Here is a 1,182-nt window from a genome sequence, read left to right on the forward strand (position 1 = left end):
GACCCCTTTTTCACCGAGCCGCTTTCGTCGCGCGACCCCGAGATCTGGGGGGCGATCGAGCAGGAGCTCGGGCGGCAGCGTCACGAGATCGAGCTGATCGCCAGCGAGAACATCGTCTCGGCGGCGGTTCTGCAGGCGCAGGGCTCGGTGATGACCAACAAGTACGCCGAGGGCTACCCGGGCCGGCGCTATTACGGCGGCTGCCAGTACGTCGACATCGCCGAGACCCTGGCCATCGAGCGCGCCTGCACGCTCTTCGGCTGCGACTTCGCCAACGTCCAGCCCAACTCGGGCAGCCAGGCCAACCAGGGCGTCTTCCAGGCCCTGCTGAGCCCGGGCGATACCATCCTCGGCATGAGCCTGGATGCCGGCGGCCACCTGACCCATGGCGCCAAACCCAACCAGTCGGGCAAGTGGTTCAACGCCGTGCAATACGGCGTGCGCGCGGCCGACAACCTGATCGACTACGACCAGATCGCCGCCCTGGCCGCCGAGCACCGCCCGAAGATGATCATCGCCGGCGGCTCGGCCATCCCGCGCCACATCGACTTCGCCCGCATCCGCGCCATCGCCGACAGCGTCGGCGCCTGGGTGCTGGCCGATGTCGCCCATTTCGCCGGGCTGATCGCGGCCGGCGTCTACCCCGACCCTTTCCCGCATGCCCATGTCGTCACCACCACCACCCACAAGACCCTGCGCGGCCCCCGCGGCGGGCTGGTGCTGACCAACGACCCGGATATCGCCAAGAAGGTCAACAGCGCCATCTTCCCCGGCCTGCAGGGCGGGCCGCTGATGCATGTCATCGCCGCCAAGGCCGTCGCCTTCGGCGAGGCGCTGGCGCCGGGGTTCAAGACCTACCAAACCCAGGTGATCCGCAACGCCCGGGCCCTGGCCGATCAGCTGGTCGCGGGCGGGCTGGACATCGTCACCGGCGGCACCGACAGCCATGTCCTGCTGGTCGACCTGCGCCCCAAGGGCGTCAAGGGCAACGCCACCGAGGCCGCCCTGGGCCGCGCGCAGATCACCTGCAACAAGAACGGCATCCCGTTCGATCCCGAAAAACCCGCCGTGACCAGCGGTATCCGGCTGGGCACGCCCGCCGGCACCACCCGCGGCTTCGCCGAACCCGAGTTCCGCCAGATCGCCGACTGGATCACCCGGGTCACCGATGGCCTGGCCGCC

General features: G+C 69.5%; 1 protein-coding gene. It reads left to right on the forward strand.

The annotated features are described in order from the left end of the window. Positions 1-1,182 (forward strand): serine hydroxymethyltransferase (gene glyA / locus BU124_RS14460; RefSeq protein ID WP_143530029.1); only part of this gene is annotated, 1,182 nt, incomplete at both ends.

This window comes from Salibaculum halophilum, from assembly GCF_002094885.1.
In the GTDB taxonomy this organism is placed as follows: Bacteria; Pseudomonadota; Alphaproteobacteria; order Rhodobacterales; family Rhodobacteraceae; genus Salibaculum; species Salibaculum halophilum.